At 74.9% G+C, this 17,891-nt stretch carries 24 protein-coding genes and 1 tRNA gene; 15 read left to right on the forward strand and 10 right to left on the reverse strand.

Annotated features, from left to right (window positions below; all coding sequences use genetic code 11):
* The 5 genes from KK617_RS02650 (at position 1) to KK617_RS02670 (ending at position 3,728) form a co-directional block, all read left to right on the forward strand.
* On the forward strand, positions 1-612 hold the full coding sequence (locus KK617_RS02650; RefSeq protein WP_277497883.1) for a GNAT family protein: 612 nt from the start codon (positions 1-3) through the stop codon (positions 610-612).
* A 159-nt stretch (positions 613-771) separates the two neighbouring features.
* Positions 772-1,689, forward strand: a complete 918-nt coding sequence (locus KK617_RS02655) for a GDSL-type esterase/lipase family protein (protein WP_277497886.1) — start codon at positions 772-774, stop codon at positions 1,687-1,689.
* Between the two features lie 80 nt (positions 1,690-1,769).
* The gene (locus KK617_RS02660; protein WP_277497888.1) at positions 1,770-2,621 is read left to right on the forward strand and encodes a hypothetical protein; all 852 of its coding nucleotides are present in this window, start codon (positions 1,770-1,772) and stop codon (positions 2,619-2,621) included.
* Between the two features lie 80 nt (positions 2,622-2,701).
* A tRNA-Ala gene (locus tag KK617_RS02665) sits at positions 2,702-2,777 on the forward strand.
* 93 nt (positions 2,778-2,870) lie between these two features.
* Positions 2,871-3,728 (forward strand): class I SAM-dependent methyltransferase, encoded by an 858-nt coding sequence (locus tag KK617_RS02670; protein WP_277497890.1) that lies wholly within the window; start codon positions 2,871-2,873, stop codon positions 3,726-3,728.
* A 16-nt stretch (positions 3,729-3,744) separates the two neighbouring features.
* Here the strand turns inward: KK617_RS02670 and KK617_RS02675 are convergent, their stop codons facing one another.
* Positions 3,745-5,355, reverse strand: coding sequence for a peptide chain release factor 3 (locus tag KK617_RS02675; protein ID WP_277497891.1), 1,611 nt, complete (start codon positions 5,353-5,355; stop codon positions 3,745-3,747).
* A 109-nt stretch (positions 5,356-5,464) separates the two neighbouring features.
* Between KK617_RS02675 and KK617_RS02680 the strand changes: the two genes are divergently transcribed.
* The 3 genes from KK617_RS02680 to KK617_RS02690 are packed head-to-tail and all read left to right on the forward strand — an operon-like array spanning position 5,465 to position 7,292.
* Positions 5,465-6,484 carry an LLM class flavin-dependent oxidoreductase gene (locus KK617_RS02680; protein ID WP_277497894.1) on the forward strand — a complete coding sequence of 340 codons (1,020 nt, stop codon included), beginning with the start codon at positions 5,465-5,467 and terminating at the stop codon, positions 6,482-6,484.
* Positions 6,485-6,510: 26 nt separating this feature from the next.
* On the forward strand, positions 6,511-6,828 hold the full coding sequence (locus KK617_RS02685; RefSeq protein ID WP_277497896.1) for a GNAT family N-acetyltransferase: 318 nt from the start codon (positions 6,511-6,513) through the stop codon (positions 6,826-6,828).
* Complete coding sequence (locus KK617_RS02690; RefSeq protein WP_277497898.1) at positions 6,828-7,292, forward strand: carboxymuconolactone decarboxylase family protein; 465 nt, start codon at positions 6,828-6,830, stop codon at positions 7,290-7,292. Before KK617_RS02685 ends, KK617_RS02690 begins: the two co-directional genes overlap by 1 nt.
* Before the next feature lie 106 nt (positions 7,293-7,398).
* Here KK617_RS02690 and KK617_RS02695 read toward each other — a convergent pair whose 3' ends face one another.
* Together KK617_RS02695 and KK617_RS02700 are read right to left on the reverse strand one after the other, a co-directional pair.
* Positions 7,399-8,055, reverse strand: a complete 657-nt coding sequence (locus tag KK617_RS02695; protein WP_277497899.1) for a class F sortase — start codon at positions 8,053-8,055, stop codon at positions 7,399-7,401.
* Positions 8,056-8,067: 12 nt separating this feature from the next.
* Positions 8,068-9,336 carry a hypothetical protein gene (locus tag KK617_RS02700; RefSeq protein WP_277497900.1) on the reverse strand — a complete coding sequence of 423 codons (1,269 nt, stop codon included), beginning with the start codon at positions 9,334-9,336 and terminating at the stop codon, positions 8,068-8,070.
* Between the two features lie 321 nt (positions 9,337-9,657).
* Here KK617_RS02700 and npdG point away from each other — a divergent pair, with 321 nt between their 5' ends.
* Positions 9,658-10,341, forward strand: a complete 684-nt coding sequence (gene npdG, locus KK617_RS02705; RefSeq protein ID WP_277497903.1) for an NADPH-dependent F420 reductase — start codon at positions 9,658-9,660, stop codon at positions 10,339-10,341.
* Between the two features lie 301 nt (positions 10,342-10,642).
* Here npdG and rpsN read toward each other — a convergent pair whose 3' ends face one another.
* Genes rpsN through rpmB form a run of 3 tightly spaced genes read right to left on the reverse strand, consistent with a single transcriptional unit; the run spans position 10,643 to position 11,354 of the window.
* On the reverse strand, positions 10,643-10,948 hold the full coding sequence (gene rpsN / locus KK617_RS02710; RefSeq protein ID WP_277497904.1) for a 30S ribosomal protein S14: 306 nt from the start codon (positions 10,946-10,948) through the stop codon (positions 10,643-10,645).
* Positions 10,948-11,118, reverse strand: a complete 171-nt coding sequence (gene rpmG / locus KK617_RS02715) for a 50S ribosomal protein L33 (RefSeq protein ID WP_277497906.1) — start codon at positions 11,116-11,118, stop codon at positions 10,948-10,950. The genes rpsN and rpmG overlap by 1 nt, the downstream gene beginning before the upstream one ends.
* Entirely contained in the window at positions 11,118-11,354 is a 237-nt protein-coding gene (rpmB, locus tag KK617_RS02720; RefSeq protein ID WP_277497908.1) for a 50S ribosomal protein L28, read from the reverse strand. The genes rpmG and rpmB overlap by 1 nt, the downstream gene beginning before the upstream one ends.
* 69 nt (positions 11,355-11,423) lie before the next feature.
* Here rpmB and KK617_RS02725 point away from each other — a divergent pair, with 69 nt between their 5' ends.
* The 5 genes from KK617_RS02725 (at position 11,424) to KK617_RS02745 (ending at position 13,961) form a co-directional block, all read left to right on the forward strand.
* Positions 11,424-11,717, forward strand: coding sequence for a type B 50S ribosomal protein L31 (locus tag KK617_RS02725; RefSeq protein ID WP_277497909.1), 294 nt, complete (start codon positions 11,424-11,426; stop codon positions 11,715-11,717).
* Complete coding sequence (locus KK617_RS02730) at positions 11,714-12,793, forward strand: GTP-binding protein (RefSeq protein WP_277497911.1); 1,080 nt, start codon at positions 11,714-11,716, stop codon at positions 12,791-12,793. The genes KK617_RS02725 and KK617_RS02730 overlap by 4 nt, the downstream gene beginning before the upstream one ends.
* 92 nt (positions 12,794-12,885) lie before the next feature.
* Positions 12,886-13,071, forward strand: a complete 186-nt coding sequence (gene rpmF / locus KK617_RS02735; RefSeq protein WP_277497913.1) for a 50S ribosomal protein L32 — start codon at positions 12,886-12,888, stop codon at positions 13,069-13,071.
* Positions 13,072-13,134: 63 nt separating this feature from the next.
* Positions 13,135-13,257, forward strand: a complete 123-nt coding sequence (ykgO, locus tag KK617_RS02740) for a type B 50S ribosomal protein L36 (RefSeq protein WP_023645249.1) — start codon at positions 13,135-13,137, stop codon at positions 13,255-13,257.
* Between the two features lie 113 nt (positions 13,258-13,370).
* A complete protein-coding gene (locus KK617_RS02745; protein ID WP_277497926.1) occupies positions 13,371-13,961 on the forward strand; it encodes a hypothetical protein in 591 nt (196 codons plus the stop codon).
* A gap of 109 nt (positions 13,962-14,070) precedes the next feature.
* On the opposite strand, the gene KK617_RS02750 is transcribed toward KK617_RS02745, so the two are convergent.
* Together KK617_RS02750 and KK617_RS02755 are read right to left on the reverse strand one after the other, a co-directional pair.
* The gene (locus KK617_RS02750; protein WP_277497928.1) at positions 14,071-14,346 is read right to left on the reverse strand and encodes an HU family DNA-binding protein; all 276 of its coding nucleotides are present in this window, start codon (positions 14,344-14,346) and stop codon (positions 14,071-14,073) included.
* Positions 14,347-14,408: 62 nt separating this feature from the next.
* Complete coding sequence (locus KK617_RS02755; RefSeq protein ID WP_277497930.1) at positions 14,409-15,716, reverse strand: MFS transporter; 1,308 nt, start codon at positions 15,714-15,716, stop codon at positions 14,409-14,411.
* Positions 15,717-15,918: 202 nt separating this feature from the next.
* On the opposite strand from KK617_RS02755, the gene KK617_RS02760 reads away from it, so the two are divergent.
* Entirely contained in the window at positions 15,919-16,455 is a 537-nt protein-coding gene (locus KK617_RS02760) for a DNA starvation/stationary phase protection protein (protein WP_277497933.1), read from the forward strand.
* A 131-nt stretch (positions 16,456-16,586) separates the two neighbouring features.
* On the opposite strand, the gene KK617_RS02765 is transcribed toward KK617_RS02760, so the two are convergent.
* Positions 16,587-16,997 carry a TIGR03618 family F420-dependent PPOX class oxidoreductase gene (locus tag KK617_RS02765; RefSeq protein ID WP_277497935.1) on the reverse strand — a complete coding sequence of 137 codons (411 nt, stop codon included), beginning with the start codon at positions 16,995-16,997 and terminating at the stop codon, positions 16,587-16,589.
* Entirely contained in the window at positions 16,994-17,875 is an 882-nt protein-coding gene (locus KK617_RS02770) for a hypothetical protein (RefSeq protein ID WP_277497937.1), read from the reverse strand. Before KK617_RS02770 ends, KK617_RS02765 begins: the two co-directional genes overlap by 4 nt.
* Positions 17,876-17,891: the final 16 nt, after the last annotated feature.

The following is a 17,891-nucleotide window of genomic DNA, read 5'->3' on the forward strand; positions in this document are numbered from 1 at the left end:
GTGCGCTGGACCCACGCGGCGGCCTGGCCGGCGCGGATCACCGACCCGGACCCCGCCACCGGCCTCGTCCTGCGCTCCCTGCGGATGGGGGACGCCTCGGCGTGGCAGGAGGTGCGCGCCCGCAACCGGGCGTGGCTCGGCCGCTGGGACGCCACCGCCCCGCCCGGCTCGGAGTCCGAGCAGCCGACGACGCTGCGCCGCAGCCTCCGGTCGCTGCTGCGGATGGCCGACGCGGGACAGGCGCTGCCGCTCGTCATCGAGGTCGACGGCGCCTTCGCCGGCCAGGTGACGGTCAACAGCGTCGTGCGCGGCTCGGCGCAGTCCGCGTCGATCGGCTACTGGATCGACCAGCGGTACGCCGGCCGCGGCCTCGTGCCCCGCGCCGTCGCCCTGGCCGTCGACCACTGCTTCGGGCCCGGGCGGCTGCACCGCATCGAGATCGCCGTCCGCCCCGAGAACACGAACTCCCTGCGCGTGGTGGAGAAGCTCGGCCTCGCCGAGTTCGGCTACGCCCCGCGCTACCTCCACATCGACGGCGCCTGGTGCGACCACCGGCTCTACGCCGTCACCGCCGAGGAGTGCCCCGGCGGCCTGCGCGCCCGCCTGGGCTAGGCCGCGCCGGACCCGGCGGCGGGTGTGGCCGACTTCTCGACGCGCCACGCCGTTGGGATTCGACTCCGGGCGCCTCGCTGAGGCACCGTTCTCCCCGGCGCGGACGCAGCAGTCCCGCCGTACGCAGGCAGGCACGAGCAGTCGTCGACGGGGGTGGACGTGGCACACGGCGCGAAGCGCTGGGCGATCGCCGTCGCGGGCACGCTCGTGGTCGTCGGGATCCCGTTCGGGGCCGCGGCCGTCGAGCGGATCAGCGAGCAGGGCGCCGCCACCGAGGCGGCCGCCGCCGAGGGTGCGGACGTCGCCGGCGGCACCGGCGAGACCGCCGCGCCGAGCCCGACGACCGACGCGTTCGAGCCCCTCGACCCCCAGGCGTCGGCGTCGGCCGAGCTGCCCGTCGAGCCCGTCGAGACGCCCACCCGCATCATGCTGCTCGGCGACTCCGTCACCCAGGGCGCGGGCGGCGACTGGACGTGGCGCTACCGCCTCGCCCGCACCCTCGACCGCGCCGGCACCGCCTACGACTTCGTGGGCCCCCGCCAGGTGCTGTACGACGCGCTGACGCAGGACTCGACGTCGACGGCCTACCTCGACCCGGCCTTCGACCAGGACCACGTCGCGCGCTGGGGCATGACGCTGGCCGAGCAGGACTTCCCCGTCACGACGCTCGTCACCGACCTGCGCCCCGACGTGCTCGTCGAGATGCTGGGCGTCAACGACCTCAACCACCGCGGCGACGACCCGGCCGTCGTCACGCAGCGGGTGCGGCAGCTCGTCGCCGACGCCCGCGCGGTGTCGCCGACGGTCGACGTCGTGCTCGTCGAGCTGCCGCAGACCTGGGTGGAGGGCGTCGACGAGTTCAACGCGTTCATCCGGCAGATGGCCCTCGAGCTCGACACCCCCGAGGCCCGCGTCGTGTCGGCCTCCACCGCCGGCGCCACGATCGCGCACACCCGCGACGGCATGCACCCGAACGCGGACGGCGAGGTGCTCATCGCCGACGGCGTCGCCCGGGCGCTGCAGCGCATCGGCGTGCCCACGCAGCGGCGCTCGCCGAGCGCTTCGCTGCGCTACTGACCCCACCCGTCCCACAAGTCACCGCCCGACACACCCCGCACGTCCCGGGTGTGCCGCGTCGGCGCTCCTAGGCTCGGCCCGTGGATCTGAGCGGTGTCATCTTCGTGGCCGTGGCCGTCGCGTGGGCGGCGTACCTCATCCCCCAGGCGCTCAAGCACCACGACGAGGCGGTGGAGAGCCGGTCGGTCGAGCGGTTCTCCGCGACCCTGCGCGTGCTCGCCCGCCGAGGCGCCGTCGAGGCGCCCCCCGTGACCGCCGTGCCCGTAGCTGCGCCCACCCCTGCGCAGCTCCGGGCCCGACGGGCGGCCGCGCGCCGCGCGATGCAGCGGCGTCGTCGCGTGCTCGGCGTGCTGGTCGGCCTGCTCGTCATCGGTGTGCTGCTCGCCGCGTTCGGCGTCGTGGCCTGGGGCTACGTCTCCGCGCCCGTCGCGCTCCTCGTCGCCTGGCTCGTCACCTGCCGGGTGATGGTCAAGGGCGAGCGCGCCGCGTTCGACCACGCCCGCCGCCCGGCGCCCGAGCCGGCGCAGCGCGGCCCCGTCGTCCTCGACGCCGCGAGCCGCGAGGAGGACCTGGTCGCCCAGCTCGAGGAGTACGACGACGGCGAGGTCGCCGAGCTGCTCGACGCCAGCGCCGACACCCAGCTCATCTCCGCCGTCTCCCGCGAGCTCGGCGACGAGCCGGCCGCGGTGCAGGACGACCGCGACCCCGCGACGCTGTGGACCCCGGTCGCCGCGCCGCTCCCGACGTACGTCGGCAAGGACCACGCCGCGGCCCGCGAGCTGCCCGCGTTCGACCTCGACGACAGCGGCATCTTCTCCTCAGGCCACGACCGCGCCGACTCGGAGCTGGTCCGCCGTACCGCCGTGGAGGCCGACGAGCAGCGGGCCGCCGACGCCGCCCGGGCGGCCGAGCGCCGCGTCGTCGGGCACTGACGAACGGGCTCCCGGGGCGATTCGGTGCCCCCCGCGCGGGGGTGCTAACGTTCCCTCTCGCGTCACGCGAGTGACGCACTGGGGCTGTGGCGCAGTTGGTAGCGCGTCTCGTTCGCATCGAGAAGGTCAGGGGTTCGAATCCCCTCAGCTCCACCACCACGAGAAGGCCGTCCCTCCCGGGGCGGCCTTCGTGCATTCCGGGCGCGTCCCCGGCCGTCCCTCCCGGCTGCGCGTGGCTACGGTGGCCCGGTGGCCAACGAGCTGATGCGGGAGACCTGGACCGGCAACGCCGACGGGTGGGTCGAGAACGAGGCGACGTACGACGCGATCTTCGCGCCCGTCACCGCCGCCCTGCTCGCGGCCGGCGCGCCGGCGCCGGGCGAGCGCGTGCTCGACGTCGGGTGCGGGAGCGGGACCCTGCTCGCCGCCGTCGCCGATCGCGGCGCCGAGCCCGTCGGTGTCGACATATCGCCCGGGATGGTCGCGGCGGCCGCCGCGCGCGTGCCCGAGGCGGTCGTGCGCACCGCCGACGCGCAGGAGGCCGACCTGGCGGCCCTCGCCCCCGGGCACCCGTTCGACCTCGTCGTCTCGCGCTTCGGCGTCATGTTCTTCGCCGACCCGGTGGCGGCCTTCGCCAACGTGCGTGCCGCCTGCGCGCCGGGCGCCCGCCTCGCCGTCGCCTGCTGGCGCACGCCGGGGGAGAACCCGATCTTCACCCTGGGTACGTCGGTGCTCGTCGCCGCCATCGAGGCCCACCACGGCCCCCGGCCCGTCCGGGCCCCCGACGCGCCCGGCCCGGTCGCCCTGGCCGATCCGGAGCGCGTCCGCACCCTGCTCGGTGACGCCGGGTGGAGGGACGTCGACCTGCGACCGCTCGACTACACCCACGCCCACGGGTACGACGGCAGCGACGGCGTCGAGAGCCGGCTGGCCGCCGTCCTGGGCACCACGACCGGGCGCGAGGCCCACGACGTGCTCGTGCCGGTGCTCGGCGAGGACGGCTGGGCGGCGCTGCTCGACGACGTGCGCGCCGAGCTGCGGGCCCATCTCGTCGACGGAGCCGTGCGCTACCCGGGCGCCGTGTGGATCGTGACCGCCCGGGCGTGACGCCGCGGGCCGGGGGTCAGGACTCCCGGGCGGGGCGGGTGGGCTCGGCGTCCAGGTCGCTGGCCGGGAGGGGGCGGAGGTCGAGGTGCGGGTGCATCCGCTCGACCGCGCCGAGGCGCCAGCGGTCCGGGAACAGCGCGAGGTGCACGCCGTCGGAGCGGTGCAGCACCTCGACGCCCGACAGCGCCGCCACCTCCGCCAGGTCGGCCTCGTCGACCGCCCGGGCGAGCTGGTAGCCCAGCGCGTCGAGCCGGATCGGCGCCCCGAACTCCGCCTGCATCCGCGCGGCGGCCACCTCGAACTGCATCGGCCCGACGGCGGCGAGCACCGGCTCGTGCTCGCCGCGCAGCTCCGAGCGCAGCACCTGCACGACGCCCTCCTGGTCGAGCTGCTCGATGCCGCGGCGGAACTGCTTGTAGCGCCCGGAGTCCGTGGCCCGGGCCGTGGCGAAGTGCTCCGGCGCGAAGCTGGGGATGCCCGGGAAGCGCACCGGCTTGCCGGCGTAGATGGTGTCGCCCACCCGCACGCTGCCGGCGTTGACGAGCCCGATCACGTCGCCCGGGTGGGCCACCTCGACGGCCTCGCGGCGCCGGCCGAAGACCGCGTGGGCGTACTTGGTGGCGAAGGGGCGGTCGGTCTGCGCGTGGGTCACCACCATGCCGCGCTGGAACACCCCCGAGACGACGCGCGCGAAGGCGAGGCGGTCGCGGTGGGCCTTGTCCATGCCGGCCTGCACCTTGAACACGAAGGCGCTGAAGTCGTCGTCGGGCGCCCGCAGGGTGCCGTCCTCCGCGCGGGTGCCCTCGGGCGCCGGAGCGATCTGCACCAGGGTGCGCAGCAGCTCGGCCACGCCGAAGTTGAGCAGCGCGGAGGCGAACAGCACCGGCGTGGTGCGGCCGGCCAGGAACGCGGCGTGGTCGTGGTCGGCGCCGTCGGCGGCCAGCAGCTCGTGCCCCTCCACCGCCTCGTCCCACGTCGCGCCGAGCAGCTCGTGGGCGCTCTCGGGCCCCATCCGGGTCTCCGGCGCGCGCGTCGCCCCGCCCGCGGTGCGCGTGTACGCGACGTACTCGCCCGTGCGCCGGTCGAGCACCCCGTGGAAGTCGCCCGCCTGGCCGACGGGCCACGTCAGCGGGGTGGGCCGCAGCCCGATGCGCTGCTCGATCTCGTCGAGGAGGTCGAGCGGGTCGCGGCCCGGCCGGTCCCACTTGTTGATGACGGTGATGACCGGCAGGCCGCGGTGGGCGCAGACCCGGAAGAGCTTCAGCGTCTGCGGCTCCAGGCCGCGGGCGGCGTCGACGAGCATCACGGCCGCGTCGACGGCCGACAGCACGCGGTAGGTGTCCTCCGAGAAGTCGGCGTGGCCCGGGGTGTCCACCAGGTTGACCACGTGGCCGTCGTGCTCGAACTGCAGCGCGGTCGAGCTGACGGAGATGCCGCGCTCCTTCTCCATGTCCATCCAGTCCGACACGGTCGCCCGCCGGTCGCCCTTGCCGTGCACCGCACCCGCCTCGGCGATGACCTGCGCGTGCAGCGCGAGCGCCTCCGTCAGCGTCGACTTGCCGGCGTCGGGGTGGCTGATGACGGCGAAGGTACGGCGCGTGCGCGCGTCGTGGGGGGTGTCGGACACGACGCAGACCGTACCCACGAGCGCGCTTCGCGACGACTCGGCGTGACTACGAGCGCGCTTCGCGACGACTCGGCGGGAACACCAGCGCGCGGGGAGCGTTGGAGTCGGTGTGAAGAAGATCGGGTTCCTGTCCTTCGGCCACTGGACGCCGTCGCCGCACTCGCAGACGCGGTCGGCGTCGGACACGCTGCTGCAGTCGATCGACCTCGCGGTCGCGGCCGAGGAGCTGGGGGTGGACGGCGCCTACTACCGGGTGCACCACTTCGCGCGCCAGCTCGCCTCGCCGTTCCCCCTGCTGGCGGCGGTCGGCGCCCGCACGAGCCGCATCGAGATCGGCACGGGCGTCATCGACATGCGCTACGAGAACCCGCTCTACATGGCCGAGGACGCCGGCTCGGCCGACCTCATCTCCGGCGGCCGGCTGCAGCTCGGCATCAGCCGGGGATCACCGGAGCAGGTGGTCGACGGCTACAAGTACTTCGGGTTCGAGCCCCCGCAGGGCATGAGCGACGCCGACATGGCGCGCGGCCACACGCAGGTGCTCCTCGAGGTGCTGAAGGGCGAGGGCTTCGCCCAGCCCAACCCGCGCCCGATGTTCCCCAACCCGCCGGGCCTGCTGCGCATCGAGCCGCACTCCCCGGGCCTGCGCGAGCGCATCTGGTGGGGCGCCGGCTCGCGCGCGACCGCCGAGTGGACCGCCGAGCAGGGCATGAACCTCATGAGCTCCACCCTGCTGACCGAGGACACGGGCGTGCCGTTCCACCAGCTGCAGGCCGAGCAGATCCAGCGGTTCCGCGACGCCTGGACGGCCGCCGGCCACGAGCGCGAGCCCCGCGTCTCGGTGAGCCGCAGCATCTTCCCGATCGTCGACGACCGGGACCGGGCCTACTTCGGCCACGAGGGCCGCAGCGAGGACCAGGTGGGCTTCCTCGAGGGCGGGGCCGCGCGTTTCGGCAAGACGTACGCCGCGGAGCCCGACCGCCTCGTCGAGCAGCTGGCGCAGGACGAGGCGATCGCGGCCGCCGACACGCTGTTGCTGACGGTGCCGAACCAGCTGGGTGTCGACTACAACGCCCACGTGCTGGAGGCGATGATGACCCACGTGGCGCCCGCGCTCGGCTGGCGCTGACCGAGGTACGAGGAGCAGGAGACGACATGGGTGAGGCGAACGCGGTCGAGGTGCGGGACAACCCCGAGGAGAAGCGCTACGAGGCGTGGCTCGACGGGGAGCTGGCCGGCTTCGCGGCGTACATCCCGGCCGACGGGATGCTGGTGCTGCCGCACACCGAGGTCGGGGACGCGCACGAGGGCAAGGGCGTCGGGTCCGCGCTCGCGCGGCACGCGCTCGACGACATCCGCGCCCGCGGGCTGCGGGTCATGCCGACCTGCCCGTTCATCGCGTCCTGGATGCGCCGGCACCCCGACTACCTCGACCTCGCCTTCAACGCGCCCGCCAGCCGCGTCGCGGACTGATGGGCGCCCCCGAGGGCCACGAGGGCGTGTTCCTCGACCGGGCCGAGCCGGAGGTGTACGCCGCGCTCGCGGCCACCGCCAAGGCCGTCACCGAGGCGGCGCGCCGGGCGGGCCTCGACCGGGGGTTCGTCGAGCTGGTCAACCTGCGGGTCTCCCAGCTCAACGGCTGCGCCTTCTGCCTCGACCTGCACCACCGACGGGCGCTCAAGGCGGGGGAGGACCCCCGCCGGCTCGCGGTGCTGTCGGTGTGGGAGGAGACGGCGCTCTTCGACGAGCGCGAGCGCGCCGCGCTGGCCCTGGCGGAGTCGGTCACCCGGCTGCCGCCCGTCGAGGAGCGTCGCGCCGTCGAGGCCGACGCGCGGCGGGTGCTGGGGGACGAGGCCTACGGGGCGGTCGCCTGGATCGCGGTGACGATCAACGCGTTCAACCGCGTCTCGATCACCAGTCAGCATCCCGTGGTGTGAGCGCGGGCCCGAGCGCGGGCCCGAGCGCGGGCTCAGCCGGACGCGCCGAGGGCGGGAGGAGCGTTGCTCCTCCCGCCCTCGGCGGTTCGTCGTGCGGGCGCCGGGCTCAGCCGGCCGCCTGGTCCGCGGTGGGCTCCACCGTGGGCCGCTCCTTCGGCTCGCCGAGCGGCGTGCCGAAGGCGATGACGTTGCGCTCGTAGTACTCCCCGTTCCAGTCCGCGCAGGTGATGAGGACGAGGTTGCCGTCACCGCGGTCCTGGCCGAACAGCTCCTCGGCCTTCTCCGCCACGTCGTCCCGGCTGTAGTAGCGCACCCGGTCGATCTCGTAGCGCATCCGGCCGGACTCGCTGACGACGTCCACCTGGTCGCCCGCCTCGAGCGAGCCGATCCGGTTCATCGACCCACCGCCGGTGTGCACGGTGTGACCGGTGATGACCGTCTGGCCCGTGGCATTGCCGGGCTTCGCGCTCTCGTTCCACCAGCCGACCAGCTCGGCGTCGCGGGGCGGGTCGAGGACCCCCTCCGTGCTGACGCTGATCGGGACGATGGGAGCGGTCACCTCGAGGCGGGGGACCTCGAGGCGGATCGGCGCGGCCGGGTCGAGCGAGGTGTACTGCGACGACGTGCCGTCGTCCGCCTCCCCGCCCGGCCACGCGATCCCGATGCCCACGAGCCCGACGCTCAGGACGAGGAGCAGGGTGGTCAGCGCCGTCAGGACCGCGGTGCTGCGGACCTTGCCTGCCCCCGTGCTCTTCTCGGTCATGGCGTCAGCAGGTCACGCAGCGTTGCGGGCGCGGACGAAGCGGGCCACACCGGCGGTGCCGGCGAGGAGCGTCATGCCGACCAGCGCGGCGGGACCCCAGGGAGCGGGCGTCTCGCCCGACATGCCGGCGGGGACCGAGGTGGGCACCGTCGGGGTGTCGGCGACCGGCGTGACCGGCGGCGTCGTCGGCGTCGGGGTGGGCTCGGGCTCGCCCACGGCGTACACGCCGCCGCGGCAGAAGGCCTTGCCGAGCTCGACGCTGGCGAAGCTGGTGCCGATGAACTGGCTGGCCGCCGGGAGCACCTGCAGGTCGAACGCGGTGACCTCGATGGAGTTCGGGGTCGGCTGGCTCTGCTTGTTGAGCGTCAGGCTCAGCAGGTTGTCGCGGACCGGCGCGAGCTGGTCGGAGATCTGGGCGATGACCAGGTCGTTGATCTGCTGGACGTAGGGCAGCAGGGCGGTCAGCGGGGCGAGGGCGCCCTGGAGGCCGTTGGTCAGCTGCGAGTCCAGGCCCACGAGGATCGCGTCCACGACGTCGTCGAGGTTGGTGACGACCTCCGTGTTCGGCGCGATGTCACCGACGGGGAGGTTGAGGATCTCCACCTCCTGGCCGGCGACCGTGACGTAACCGCGCAGGTCGGCGATGTTCGACGTGGCCTCGGCCGAGGTCGAGGTGGCGGCGCAGGAGCTCTGGATCGCGCCGGCCGACTCGATGACGACGCCGAGGTTGCCGAGACCGCCCAGCACCTGGTTGAGCACGTCGCTCAGCGGGGTGAGCAGCTGGGAGACGACCGGGCCGAGCGCGTCGTTCAGCGGCTGCGTCAGCGGGGCCAGGATGTTGCTCTGGATCAGCTGGGCGTTGCCCAGGTCGATCGTGCCGGGCACCAGGGTGACCTGGTCGCCGCCGGTGAGGCAGGTGCCGTCGCCGACCTCGGCCACGACGGCGCCGTTGCCCGCGACGCCGGAGCACGCGAAGGCGTTCGACCGGCCGCCGTTCGAGGAGGTCGTGGCGTCCTGGTAGATGACGCCCACGTCGACGTTGCTCTGCTGCGAGAGCACGTCGGCGACCTCGGGGCTGTTGGTGCCGGACTCGGTCTGGGTCGTGCCGTCGGTGACGACGGTGTACTGACCCGAGTCGACGGGGCTGCCGGCGATCGTGAGGATGGCGCCGGTCGCGCTGGCCTCCGCGGCGGGGTCGGCGGCCATGGCCGGAGCCGTGGTGACGCCGACGACGGCGATGGTGGAGAGCGCGGCAACGAGGCGCGCAGCGGGGCGTGACATAGGAATCCCTCCCAGGGTGGAACACGGCAGTCCCGACATCCGAGGCGTCGGGTCACTCGCTGTGCTGAACGACACAAGCGATCGCAGGCTACCCTCAAGATTGCCTCAAGGCGACTGAATGCGCAGATCAAACCCGGGTTGAGCACGTGACGGACGTCGCACTCCGGACCTGCGAGGGGCCTCTCGGGTCGATGGTTCGACGGGTGGCCCGCCGGGTGCGGGTGCGCCCGAGCGTCACTACGATGCGAATCCATCCGCAGGGTTTCCTGCACCGAGACACCCGTCGCGGCCCGCTGCGGCGCGACGAGAAGGAGCAGCCGCGTGAGCATCCCCGAGAGCCTCGAGGGCACGACCATCGCCGTCCTGGGCGGCACCGGCCCGCAGGGTCGCGGGCTCGCCCGCCGCTTCGCGGCCGCGGGCCTGAGCGTGGTGCTGGGGTCCCGCACCGAGGAGAAGGGTGCGGCCGCGGCCGCCGAGCTCGCCGCTGCGCTGGGCGAGGGCGCGGGCTCCGTCACCGGCGCCGACAACGCCGGCGCGGCCGCCGCGGGCGACGTCGTGCTCGTGGTCGTGCCGTGGGACGGCCACAAGGAGCTGCTGGAGGGCCTGCGCTCCGAGCTGGCCGGCAAGGTCGTCGTCGACTGCGTCAACCCGCTCGGCTTCGACAAGCAGGGCCCGTTCGCCCTGCAGGTGGAGGAGGGGTCGGCGACGCAGCAGGCCCAGGCCGTGCTGCCGGACTCCACCGTCGTCGGCGCCTTCCACAACGTCTCCGCCGTGCTGCTCGAGGACCCCGAGGTCACGAGCATCGACACCGACGTGCTCGTGCTGGGCGACGAGCGCGAGGCCACCGACCTCGTGCAGGACCTCGCGGGCGTGATCCCCGGTGTCCGGGGTGTGTACGCCGGCCGCCGCCGCAACGCCCACCAGGTCGAGGCGCTGACGGCCAACCTCATCGCCGCCAACCGCCGCTACAAGGCGCACGCCGGCGTGCGGATCACCGACGTCTGAGGGCTGGTCTCGAGGGTCGCCCCGCGGGGGCGACCACCTCGACCACCGGGTGGCCGCGGGGGCGACCACCTCGACCACCGGGTGGCCACGGGGGCGACCGCCCTCGGCTGCCGGGTGGCTGGCGAGCTCGCCGCCCGATCGCATCCACTCGTGGGCGCAGCGCCCCGTCGTGGCGCGGGCTCCGTGGTGCGAGTGGTGACATCCGGGCGATGTCGGGCGGGCGGTGGCCCCGCGCCCACGGGACCCCGCCGCCCCGACCACCGGGCACGCGGCCCGGTGGTCGAGGCGTCAGGTAGAGCCGCTACCAGCTCGACTTCGTGATGCCCGGGAGCTCGCCGCGGTGGGCCATCTCCCGGAAGCGCACGCGGGACAGGCCCGCCTTGCGCAGGTAGCCGCGGGGGCGGCCGTCCACCTGGTCCCGGTTGCGCAGCCGCACCGGAGAGGAGTCGCGCGGCAGGCGCGACAGTGCGCGGACGGCCTCGGTCAGCTCCCCGGACCCGGGCTCGGCCCGCCGCACGGCCTCGCGCAGGGCGGCGCGGCGCTCGGCGTACCGCTCCACGACCGCGCGGCGGCGCGCGTCCGCCGCGATCTTCGACTTCTTGGCCATCAGCGCTCCTCGCGGAACTCGACGTGGCGCCGCACGCGCGGGTCGAACTTGCGCAGCACGAGCCGGTCGGGGTCGTTGCGCCGGTTCTTGCGCGTGACGTAGGTGTAGCCGGTCCCCGCCGTCGACCGCAGCTTCACGATCGGTCGCACGTCGTTGCCTCGCCTGGCCATCAGAACCCCGTCCCCTTCCGCTGCAGCTCGGCGACCACGGACTCGATCCCGCGGGCGTCGATCACCTTGATGCCGCGGGCACTCACCCGCAGCACGACGTGCCGGCCGAGGCTCGGCACGAAGTACCTCTTGCGCTGGATGTTGACGTCGAACCTCCGCTTGGTGCGGCGGTGCGAGTGCGAGACGTGGTGGCCGAATCCCGGCTCCCGCCCCGTCACCTGGCACACACGTGACATCGGGACTCCCTTCGTGTCAGACTAAAAACGGTTCTCATTCTAAACACACGCAGGAAGAGGCAGATCCAGATGAAGCAGGGGATCCACCCCACGTACGGGCCCGTGGTCTTCCGCGACCGCTCGGCCGACCAGCTGGTGCTCACCCGCTCGACGCTCGCCGGCCGCACCGGCGGGGAGACCGTCGAGATCGACGGCACGACGTACCCGGTCGTCGACGTCGACGTCTCCTCGGCCAGCCACCCGTTCTGGACCGGCAAGGGTCGCGTCATGGACACCGAGGGCCGCGTCGAGGCCTTCCGCCGTCGGTACGGCGCCCGCGGCGCCGCGGGCGGGCGCAGCGCCGCCGGGGAGGGGGACGCGTGAGGACCGCCGTCGTGCTCGTGACCGGCGTCCACCCCGACGCGATGGCCGCGGCCCAGCTGAGCCTGGTGTGCGACCTGCCGGACGCCGTCGCGGTGCGCCACCACATCGACCTCGACCGCGGGGTGCTCGAGCGGGTCGTCAGCGACCTCACCGGGGTCGTCGAGCGCGAGGAGGTCGAGCTCGAGCACGCCTGCGTCAGCTGCGCGCTGCGCGAGGACGTGCTCCCCACCCTCGAGCGCCTCGCCCGCGACGGCCGGTGGCGCTCGGTGGTCGCGCAGCTGCCCGTGGGGGCCGAGGCCGACCAGGTCTGCGGCGTCATCGCCCGCGACCGGCGCCTCGCGCGCCGCCTGCGCCTGGCGGCCGTCGTGACCGCGCTGCCCGACGCGACGCTGGTCGACGACCTCCTCGGCGACGAGACGCTCGCCGAGCGCGGGCTGGCCACGAGCCACGACGACGAGCGCGGTGTGGGCGAGGTCGCCTGCTCGATGGTCGAGCTCGCCGACGTCGTCGTCACCACCGGCGCCGCGGGCACCGACGCCGGCCCGGACCTGCTGCGGGCGCTCGCACGTCCCGACGTACCGGTCGTGCGGGGGGCCGACCTGCTCGCCGGCACCGACCTCGTCACCCGCCCGCCCCACCAGCACGCCCGGTCGCGGGCGTGGGCCTCCCACGTGCGCGAGCTGCCCCTGCCCGTGCCCGCCTCCGCCGACGTGTGGACGCTCGACCTGGTCTCCGACCGGCCGTTCCACCCCGAGCGCCTCCTCGACGGGCTCGAGAGCCTTGCACTCGGGCGCCACCGCACCCGCGGCTGCTTCTGGCTGCCCACCCGCCCGGGACGCGCGCTGCTGTGGGAGGGAGCCGGCGGCCAGCTGAGCATCGGCGACGGGGAGCCGTGGGGCGACCGCGTGCCGCGCACCCAGCTCGCGTTCACCGGCACCGGGGCGCCCCCGCTCCACCTCGCGGCGGCCTTCGAGGGCCTGCTCGTCCCGCGCGCCGCCGTCGGCCGCGGGATCGGGTGGCACCAGGTCGAGGACGGCTTCGAGCCCTGGCTCGGCCCGATCCGCGACGTGGCCTGAGTCCCCGCCGCACCCACCCGCCGCACCCACCCGCCGCACCCACCCCCGCCCCACCCCCCCCGCCCTCCGGGGCCCGAGAGGAAGGACCCACCGTGGCCGTCCCGAAGCGCCGCACGTCGCGCAGCAACACCCGTCACCGCCGCTCCGCCTGGAAGGCGAGCGCACCGGACCTCGTGCCCGTCACCGTCGCCGGCGAGGAGCACGCCGTGCCCCGCCGCCTGCTGCCGGCCGTGCGGCGCGGGCTCGTCGACCCGGCCACCGGCCGGCTCGTCCGCTGAGCCCGGCACGACCGCACGACCCCCGCACCGCCCCGCACCCACCGCCGCTCCCGAGGAGGAGACATGAAGGTCCGCAACTCCCTGCGCTCGCTGAAGAACCAGCCCGGCTCGCAGGTGGTGCGCCGCCGCGGCCGCACCTACGTCATCAACAAGCAGAACCCCCGCCTGAAGGCCCGCCAGGGCTGAGTCGCCGGCGTCGCGGGGGTGCCGTCCGGGCGGGCGGCACCCCCGTCGCCGACGACGCCCGCCGCCCACCTCGTCTAGGCTCGGACCGGTCCCGACCCACCAGGAGGAGTCCGATGAGTGCACGCAACGGCATCCGCGCCGCCGCGCTGGCGGGGGTGCTCGCCCTCGGGTTGGGCGCCTGCAGCGGCGACGACGGCGGTGAGCCGGAGGCCGAGCGCACCGACTGGCCCGAGAACATCACGGAGGCGTGCCCCGAGGTCGCCGGCTTCGTCGCCTCGCAGGAGCTCGACGAGGGCACGACCGACTACGCCGGCATCGCGTCGGGCCTGCGCGACCTCGTCGAGCACGGCGACGACGAGATGGACGCGACGCTGACCCCGCTCGCCGACGCGGCCCAGGCCATGGCCGACAGCCCGGCCCTCGCGGCCGACGAGGAGATCGCCGACGCGGCGACCGACCCGGCCAACATCCCCACCGACCTCGACCCGGGGGAGACGGCCACCTACACGCTGCCCGGCCTGCCGACCGAGGCCGAGCTGGCCGAGATCGAGCAGCTCGAGGGCGACTTCTTCGCCGCGCTCTCCACGGTCTCGACGACCTGCACCGAGGCCGGCGAGCCGCTGGTGGACGAGGACGAGGTCGAGCAGCAGCTGCAGGACCTCGAGGAGATGGACGGCTCCACCGTCCCGCCGACCGAGGGCTGAGCCGCAGCTACCCCCGCCGCCCCCGGTGGGCGACGGGCGACGCACAGACGCCGAGGGCGTCCGACCCCGAGGGGCCGGACGCCCTCGGCGTCTGTCGGTGGTGCTGGCGTCAGCCGGCGACCGTCTTCTTCAGCGCGGCGGCGGCCTTGAACGCCGGCGTCGTGCTCGCGGCGATCTGGATCTCCTCGCCCGTCTGCGGGTTGCGGCCGGTGCGAGCGGCGCGCTCACGGGTCTCGAACGTGCCGAAGCCGGCCACGGCGACCTTGTCGCCGGCCGCGAGGGCCTTGCCGATCGCGTCGAACACCGCGTTGGCGGCGGACTCGGCCTCGCCCTTGCCCAGGCCGGTCGCCTCGGCGACCTGGTCGACGAGCTCCTTCTTGTTCATGTCTGACTCCTTGTCGCGGACTACTGGATTGCGGGGCGACCGTACCGGTCCCACGTCGTCCGTCACGCTACCGGGGCGGCGCTCGGATCGGGCGCCGACGCCCCGTCCCAGCGCGTCGTGTCGGCCTCGGAGGCCACCGCGGCACGCACGAGGGCCCGTCGGGCGAGCACCGCGAGGACGGTCGCGCAGGCCGTGGCGGTGACCGTGACGACGTACGCCGCGGTGTGGCCGCCGAGGTCCGCGAGGCCGCCGGGGAGGTCCCCGGCGCGGGCGGCGTCGGCGAGCCGGCCCGCGAGCGCCGACCCCGCGGCGTACCCGAGGCCGGTGGCGCCCGCCAGCAGGGTCATCGCCGTGCCGACCCGGGCGAGCGGGACCACGCGCTCGGCCAAGGTGAAGGTGGTGACCATGTACGGCGCCACGGCGAAGCCGAGCGCGAGCGTCACCAGCGCGACGCCCACGAGGCCGTCGACGAGCAGGAGCGGCGCCGACAGCACGAGCAGGGCGACCGCGGCCACGACGAGGCGGTCGGCGAGCCGGAACCGGTCGGGCAGCGAGGCGTAGACGATCGCGGCGCTCGCGCTGCCGACGCCCAGCAGGGCGTGCAGGAGGCCGGCGGCGCCGGCCACGTCCTCCGCGGTCGCCAGCACGGTCGTGCCGGTCTGGATCGAGCCGAAGAGGGTGCCGAGGAAGAACTGGGCGGCGAGCAGCACGAGGACCGCGCCGGTCACGAGCGGACCGGTGGCGCCGTGGTCGACGCGGCCCGCGCCGGGCGGGGCGGTGCGGTGCAGCCCGAAGAGGGTGCCGAAGACGCCGAGCGTCACCGCGGCGACGAGGAGGGCGCCCGCCGGCGAGATCAGGGCCGCCACGAGCCCGACGAGCGCCGGGCCGAGCACGAACGACGCCTCGTCGGCCGCGCCCTCGTAGGAGAACGCGGTGGCGACGAGCCGGTGCTGGTGCTGCTCGCCGCGGGTGACGGGACGCCAGCGCACCCGCGCGAGCGGGCCGACCTGGGGGAGGGCGAGGCCGGCGAGGGCGGCGACGACGAGCAGGACCGGCAGGGGTGCCCCCTGGGTCGCGCCGACGACGACGCCGACGAGGCCGACGGCCCCGACCGACGACTGCAGCAGCACGACGGGGCGCTGGCCGAGGCGGTCGGCGAGGCTGCCGGCGACGGGGGAGCCGAGGGCGTTGGCCACGGCGAGGGCGCCGGCGGTCGCGCCGCCGGCGCCGTAGCTGCCGGTCTCCTGCGCGACGAGGAGGAGGGTGCCGATCTGCGCCATGGCGAGCGGGATGCGCGCCACGAAGGCGACGGCGACGTAGGTGGGTCCGACGAGTCCGAGGAGACGTCGGTAGCTGTCGAGGGATGTCATGCGGGGCTCCGAGCGGGTACGGCGAGGCTGCGCGCCGTACCCACCTCCAAGACGCGCCCGAACCCTGAGCAACCGCCAGGGTAGCCCCCGGGGGGTCGGCCAGGCGAGCCTAACCTTTCTGGAACGGTTCCAGAAAAGGTGGCAAGGTGGGGCCATCGGCCGCTGCGGCGGCCACCCCGGACCCCGAGGAGAGGAGATCGCCATGAGCGACACCATCCAGACCACCGCCCCCACCGCGACCCACCAGGCGCGCCCGCCGTTCAAGGCGTCCCAGCAGCTGGCGGACCACCTGCAGGCCCTCAGCGCCGACCTCATCGACCTGCACCTCGTGGGCAAGCAGGCCCACTGGAACGTCGTCGGCAAGAACTTCCGCGACCTCCACCTGCAGCTCGACGAGGTCGTCGACGCGGCCCGCGAGTTCTCCGACACCGTGGCCGAGCGCATGCGCGCCGTCTACGTGACGGTCGACGGCCGCGCCGCCCGCGTCGCCACGCAGTCGAGCATCCCGGAGTTCCCCGCCACCGAGATCGACACGGCCCGCTGCGTCGACCTGATCGTGGGCGCGCTCTACGCCGTCGCCGGCACCGCGCGTCGCATCCACGACGAGGTGGACGCCGAGGACCCGACCACGGCCGACATCCTCCACACCATCCTCGAGCGTCTCGAGCAGCTCGCCTGGATGATCGACGCCGAGAACCGCACCGCCAACGCGAGCGAGCCGGCCAGCATCAACGAGTGATCCGGGCGGGGGCGGCGCGAGCCGTCGTACCCCGTCCGCACGGCCTCGAGCCGGTGCCCCCTGTCCTCTGTGGCGGAGCAGGGAGCACCGGCTCTCGTGCGTCCGGGGGCGGAGCCTCGGTCGCGGCTGCGTCAGAGGTGGGCGCCGTGCAGCACGCGCTCGACCTCGATGCGCAGCGCGACGCGGTCGGGGCGCTCCTTCGGCTGGCGGTAGCGGGCGGCGTACCGCTCGACCGCGCGGGCGACCTGCTGCGGGTCCGACGTCACGCTCGCGGTGCCCTCGACGGTGAGCCAGCGGCCGCCGTCGACGTGGCAGGCGGCCACGGGGCTGCCGGGGCGCTCGAGGAGGTTCCGCGCCTTGCGCGACTCCGGGAACGTGATGACCCAGGCGCAGCGCTGCTCGACGTCGAGCGTGACGCCGACCGGCACGACGTGCGGGCGGCCGTCGGCGCGCAGGGTGGTCAGGGTGGCGAGGTGGTACTCGCCGAAGAAGCGCTCGATCGGCTCCGGCACGGCGTCCCAGCCCGGCTTCCAGGTGGTCACGACTCTCCTCGGGGTACGGCGACGCGCGCGGGCGTGCGTCCGCGCCGCACCACCCCCACCGCGACGAGCGGCACGAGCGCGGCGACGCCGGCGACGAGGCCCACGACCAGCGACTCCGGGTCGCCGGCGAGGCGACCATAGGCCACCCAGGCGAGGCCCCACGCCTGGGCGAGCGCGACCGCCACCCGGCCGCCCCACGCGCGCGCCACCAGCGCCGTGACCAGCGCGACGCCGACGAGCACGACGACCGCGACGGTCACCGCCACGTCCCCGGTGCGCGCGGCCCCCTGGGCGGTGCTCGCGGCCGCCACGTTGGCGACGACCGCGAGGCTGACCCACCCGACGTACAGCCCGAAGGTGCCGTCGACGGCCACCCGTTCGGTCAGCCCGGTGCGATCCGTCCCGCCGGCCGGGTGGCGGGTGAGGCGGCGCACGATCTCGACGAGCACCGCGAGCAGGGCCGCGATGACCACGACGCTGGTCCACAGGTAGCCCTGCAGCGAGACGGTCAGCCACCCGGCGTTGAGCAGCGAGGCGGCGACGACGAGCCAGCCCGTCGCCCGGTGCCGCGCCGAGGTGGCCCGCGACGGGAGCCACTGCACGGCGACGTGGAGGGTGAGGCCCGCGTAGACGACGGACCAGATCGAGAACGCCGACCCGGCCGGCGTCAGCAGGGAGGCGTCGGCGGCGAAGGCCTCGTTGCCGGCCGTGCTCACCTCGACCGGGCCGACGACACCGGCGCCGAACAGGTTGCCGACGATGCACGCGACGTAGGCGACGGTGACCGCCACCTGCCGCGCCCGGTCGGCCGGCGCCGGGCGTCCCCGGTCGGTCGCTGCGGTCGCCGGCGGCGCGGGGGGAGCCTCGGAGGTCGTCATCCGGCCATCGTCCCCG

This window comes from Nocardioides sp. ChNu-99, from assembly GCF_029493445.1.
In the GTDB taxonomy this organism is placed as follows: domain Bacteria; phylum Actinomycetota; class Actinomycetes; order Propionibacteriales; family Nocardioidaceae; genus Nocardioides.

What these genes read in the sequence shown, in the direction of transcription:
- KK617_RS02685 (WP_277497896.1), top strand. Translation starts at nt 6,511, where the DNA reads ATGGGTGAGGCGAACGCGGTCGAGGTGCGGGACAACCCCGAGGAGAAG.
- KK617_RS02690 (WP_277497898.1), top strand. Translation starts at nt 6,828, where the DNA reads ATGGGCGCCCCCGAGGGCCACGAGGGCGTGTTCCTCGACCGGGCCGAG.
- KK617_RS02695 (WP_277497899.1), bottom strand. Translation starts at nt 8,055, where the DNA reads ATGACCGAGAAGAGCACGGGGGCAGGCAAGGTCCGCAGCACCGCGGTC.
- KK617_RS02700 (WP_277497900.1), bottom strand. Translation starts at nt 9,336, where the DNA reads ATGTCACGCCCCGCTGCGCGCCTCGTTGCCGCGCTCTCCACCATCGCC.
- rpsN (WP_277497904.1), bottom strand. Translation starts at nt 10,948, where the DNA reads ATGGCCAAGAAGTCGAAGATCGCGGCGGACGCGCGCCGCCGCGCGGTC.
- rpmG (WP_277497906.1), bottom strand. Translation starts at nt 11,118, where the DNA reads ATGGCCAGGCGAGGCAACGACGTGCGACCGATCGTGAAGCTGCGGTCG.
- rpmB (WP_277497908.1), bottom strand. Translation starts at nt 11,354, where the DNA reads ATGTCACGTGTGTGCCAGGTGACGGGGCGGGAGCCGGGATTCGGCCAC.
- KK617_RS02725 (WP_277497909.1), top strand. Translation starts at nt 11,424, where the DNA reads ATGAAGCAGGGGATCCACCCCACGTACGGGCCCGTGGTCTTCCGCGAC.
- ykgO (WP_023645249.1), top strand. Translation starts at nt 13,135, where the DNA reads ATGAAGGTCCGCAACTCCCTGCGCTCGCTGAAGAACCAGCCCGGCTCG.
- KK617_RS02745 (WP_277497926.1), top strand. Translation starts at nt 13,371, where the DNA reads ATGAGTGCACGCAACGGCATCCGCGCCGCCGCGCTGGCGGGGGTGCTC.
- KK617_RS02750 (WP_277497928.1), bottom strand. Translation starts at nt 14,346, where the DNA reads ATGAACAAGAAGGAGCTCGTCGACCAGGTCGCCGAGGCGACCGGCCTG.
- KK617_RS02755 (WP_277497930.1), bottom strand. Translation starts at nt 15,716, where the DNA reads ATGACATCCCTCGACAGCTACCGACGTCTCCTCGGACTCGTCGGACCC.
- KK617_RS02760 (WP_277497933.1), top strand. Translation starts at nt 15,919, where the DNA reads ATGAGCGACACCATCCAGACCACCGCCCCCACCGCGACCCACCAGGCG.
- KK617_RS02770 (WP_277497937.1), bottom strand. Translation starts at nt 17,875, where the DNA reads ATGACGACCTCCGAGGCTCCCCCCGCGCCGCCGGCGACCGCAGCGACC.